Raw genomic sequence first — 3,246 nt, 5'->3', positions numbered from 1 at the left:
AACATTCCGAGCATGAAGATTTGAAAGTGGAAAAGAACGGCATATATTCAAAATGGAATAAAGTTTCTTTTGAAAATACTATGTCGGAAATGCCTTCGAGGAATTTGCAAGTCGGAAACAAATTTGAAATAAAAACCATAGTCAATTTGGGAAATATATCTCCCGATTCCGTTAAAGTGGAACTCTATCACGGCAAATTGAGTATGAAAGGAGATATTATCGAGCCAACGATAGTGGAAATGAAACATTCTTCCGATTTGGGCAATGGCAGACATTCTTTTATCGGTTCTTTGGAATGCGTCCATACGGGACAAAGCGGATATGCTATTAGAATGTATCCCTATCATAAGAATTTGAGTTATAAATTCGACATGAAGATGATAATATGGAGTTAAGATAAAATCCTAAATATAATTTAACAAAAAGGCTTGGTTAATTAAAGTCAAGCCTTTTTTATGCCGTTAAATTTTTTATTAATTAGGCACTATTGCAAAAGCTCTCGCGGGAAAACCAGGAAGCTTATCAAATTTAGGAACGCCTATAAAAATAATTCCGCCTTTTGCAGGAAGAAGATGAAGATTATTCAAAACTTCGACTTGATATTTATTAGTATCCAAAACAAATTTTTCGCTTAAAAGAAAATTATTTTTCGCGGCGTCTATACTTGCGTCCGTATCTAAAGTTTCATGTCCTACGGCTAAAGCTTCTCTTTCATTTAAAATCAAATCCAAAGCCTCTATACTCCAACCAGGAGTATGCGCCGCTCCGTTTGAATCTTTATTATAGAAATCGGATTTTCCCCATCTTTTACTCCAACCGCTTGCGAATGCGACAAAAGAATCTTTTTCTATTTTTCCGTTTTCTTTCTCCCATTCTAAAACATCTTTTGCGGTTAAAATAAAATCTGGATTATTTTCAACCTCTTTTTCTTTATTTATAACGAATAGAGGCAAAACTAATTCTTTTAATTCTAATTGTTCTAAAGTTCTTTTATTTTCGCTAAAATGAATCGGAGCGTCAATATGCGTTCCGTATTGAGTGACGAAAGAAACTTTATTAACAAAAAAACCGTCTTTTTCAATCGTATAAGGCGTTTCAATATTTAATTCTGGGAAAGCTCCAAATTTTGGAATAGAAGGATTAACATTGTGAGTTAAATCTATCCATTTATTTTCTTTTAAAGTTTCTAAAGCTTTTATAATATCGCTCATAATTTTTTCTCCTTTTATTTAATAAAATTTAATTATAAATCGTCATTGCGAAACATTGAAAATGTCGAAGCAATCCTAATAAAATAGATTGCCTCGACTTCAATGAAGTTAACTCGCACACGCTGTGCGCCTCGCTCTGCTGACTTTAGTCATAGCGATGGCTAATTTTTAAATATCTCTTCTCTACTTTTCAATAGCTTTCTGCAAATCGGCTATCAAATCGGAAACAGTCTCCAAACCTATACTCAAACGAACCGTATTTGGCGTTATTCCCGCAGATTTCAACTCAGCCTCACTTAATTGAGAGTGAGTAGTCGAAGCGGGATGAATAACGAGAGATTTTGAATCGCCTATATTTGCCGTTATCGAATATAGAGTCAAACTGTCGCATATTTTTTTAGCCTCTTCGTAACTTTGAGCCTCGAAACTTAAAAGTCCGCTCGCTCTTCCGTCTTTGAAATATTTTTTTAGAAGGCTATGATAAGGACTCGATTCCAAACCAGGGTAGCTTACTTCTTTAACTTTTTTATGAGATTCCAAAAACTTCGCTATCTCCAAAGCGCTGTCGCTATGTTTTTGAATTCTTAATTCCAAAGTTTCCAAACCTTGAATATGAATCCAAGCGTTTTGAGGGCTTAAAGTAGCTCCGAGGTTTCTAAGCCATTCGGTTATTATCCTTATGCTAAAAATTGGAAGTGGAAGATTAGCGTAAATCAAACCATGATAACTTTCGTCTGGAGTATTGAAAGCTGGATAACGAGAATTGCCTTTTATAAGCTCGTTTAATCCTTCCCTTTCAATAACCGCTCCTCCGAGTCCGCTTCCATGTCCGTTTATATATTTAGTCAAACTGTGAACCGAAATATCCACTCCGAAATCGAAAGGACGATATAAAATAGGAGTCGCAACCGTATTGTCGCAAATTGTCGCTATCTTATGTTTTTTCGCTATATCCGTTATGGTTTTTACATCTGCAATCGCTATTTGAGGATTTGAAAGACTTTCAAAAAATATCGCCTTCGTTTTATCGTCAATGATTTTTTCGAGAGTGCTTAAATCGTCTATATCGAAAACTCTTCCCTCTATTCCGAATCTTTTCAAAACATGAACGAGCAAAGTTTGACTGCCTCCGTAAATTTTATTTGAATAGGCTATATTGTCTCCGTTTTGAGAAAGATTGACTAATGAATAGAATAAGGCAGAACTTCCGCTTGCAGTAGCCACTCCGAAAGCGCCTCCTTCGACTGCAGCAAGTCTTTTTGCAAGCATATCTACGGTAGGATTTGTGAGCCTCGAATAAATATTTCCAAGCTCCGCTAAACCGAAACGAGCCGCCGCCTGATTGGCGTTTTCAAAACTATAAGCCGTGCTTTGATAGATTGGAACGCTTAAAGTTCTCTGACTATCGTAATCGTATCCCGCATGAAGCGATAAAGTATTTGGCGTGAAATTGTTATTTGGTAAATTTGCCATTGTATTTTCTCCTTAAAAATAAAATAAAAATATTAAAATTAATAACCTTATGAGATTTAAATTAAAATCTCGCCTAAACCTAAAAGCATTTGAATTTGATATATATTTTTTTAAATAGAGATATTAGCGCGCACAAACGCGCATCATCATTGAAAGAGAAAATGAAAATACACAGGAAGCGTTATTTAATAAATTTAACGATATGAACGAACTCATAAAATTTCTTCCTCCTGCATTTTTTATTTTGTATTAATTATTGTTTATTAATTAATTTTTAATTTAATTGGAATAAGTTATACATTTTATTTAAAAAATGTCAATAGTTTATTTTAATAAAAAATAATTGTTAGATATAAATTATAATAGAATTTTTATTAGGAGGTTGTATTATTATACTTAATGAATTATAATTTATAAATTGCTTTATTGATTTTAATTTAATTTAAAAATAAAAATTAGGAAAACTTTTAATGAATAATTTAAAAATAATATCTTGGAATGTAAACGGAATAAGAGCGGCTTATAAATTTGAAAGAAACGGTTTCGTTTGCGGAGTTGCTTT

2 protein-coding genes and 1 pseudogene are annotated in these 3,246 nt (G+C 33.1%); 1 reads left to right on the top strand and 2 read right to left on the bottom strand.

Going from position 1 to position 3,246, the window contains the following annotated elements:
• Positions 1 to 395 (top strand): annotated as a pseudogene (locus tag EZH24_RS09040) (alpha-glucan phosphorylase); the annotation flags it as partial.
• 78 nt (positions 396 to 473) lie between these two features.
• Here EZH24_RS09040 and EZH24_RS09035 read toward each other — a convergent pair.
• Entirely contained in the window at positions 474 to 1,211 is a 738-nt protein-coding gene (locus EZH24_RS09035; protein WP_137998833.1) for a cyclase family protein, read from the bottom strand.
• 183 nt (positions 1,212 to 1,394) lie between these two features.
• Positions 1,395 to 2,684 carry an O-acetylhomoserine aminocarboxypropyltransferase/cysteine synthase family protein gene (locus EZH24_RS09030; protein WP_137998832.1) on the bottom strand — a complete coding sequence of 430 codons (1,290 nt, stop codon included), beginning with the start codon at positions 2,682 to 2,684 and terminating at the stop codon, positions 1,395 to 1,397.
• Between the last annotated feature and the right edge of the window lie 562 nt (positions 2,685 to 3,246).

The sequence above is a fragment of the Brachyspira catarrhinii genome, assembly GCF_005518285.1.
Taxonomy (GTDB): domain Bacteria; phylum Spirochaetota; class Brachyspiria; order Brachyspirales; family Brachyspiraceae; genus Brachyspira; species Brachyspira catarrhinii.
Note: the sequence above shows the minus strand (reverse complement) of the source record. Positions and strands in the feature narration are given on the sequence as shown.

Excerpts from the sequence above, each read along its gene's own strand:
- EZH24_RS09035 (WP_137998833.1), bottom strand. The coding sequence starts at position 1,211 with ATGAGCGATATTATAAAAGCTTTAGAAACTTTAAAAGAAAATAAATGG.
- EZH24_RS09030 (WP_137998832.1), bottom strand. The coding sequence starts at position 2,684 with ATGGCAAATTTACCAAATAACAATTTCACGCCAAATACTTTATCGCTT.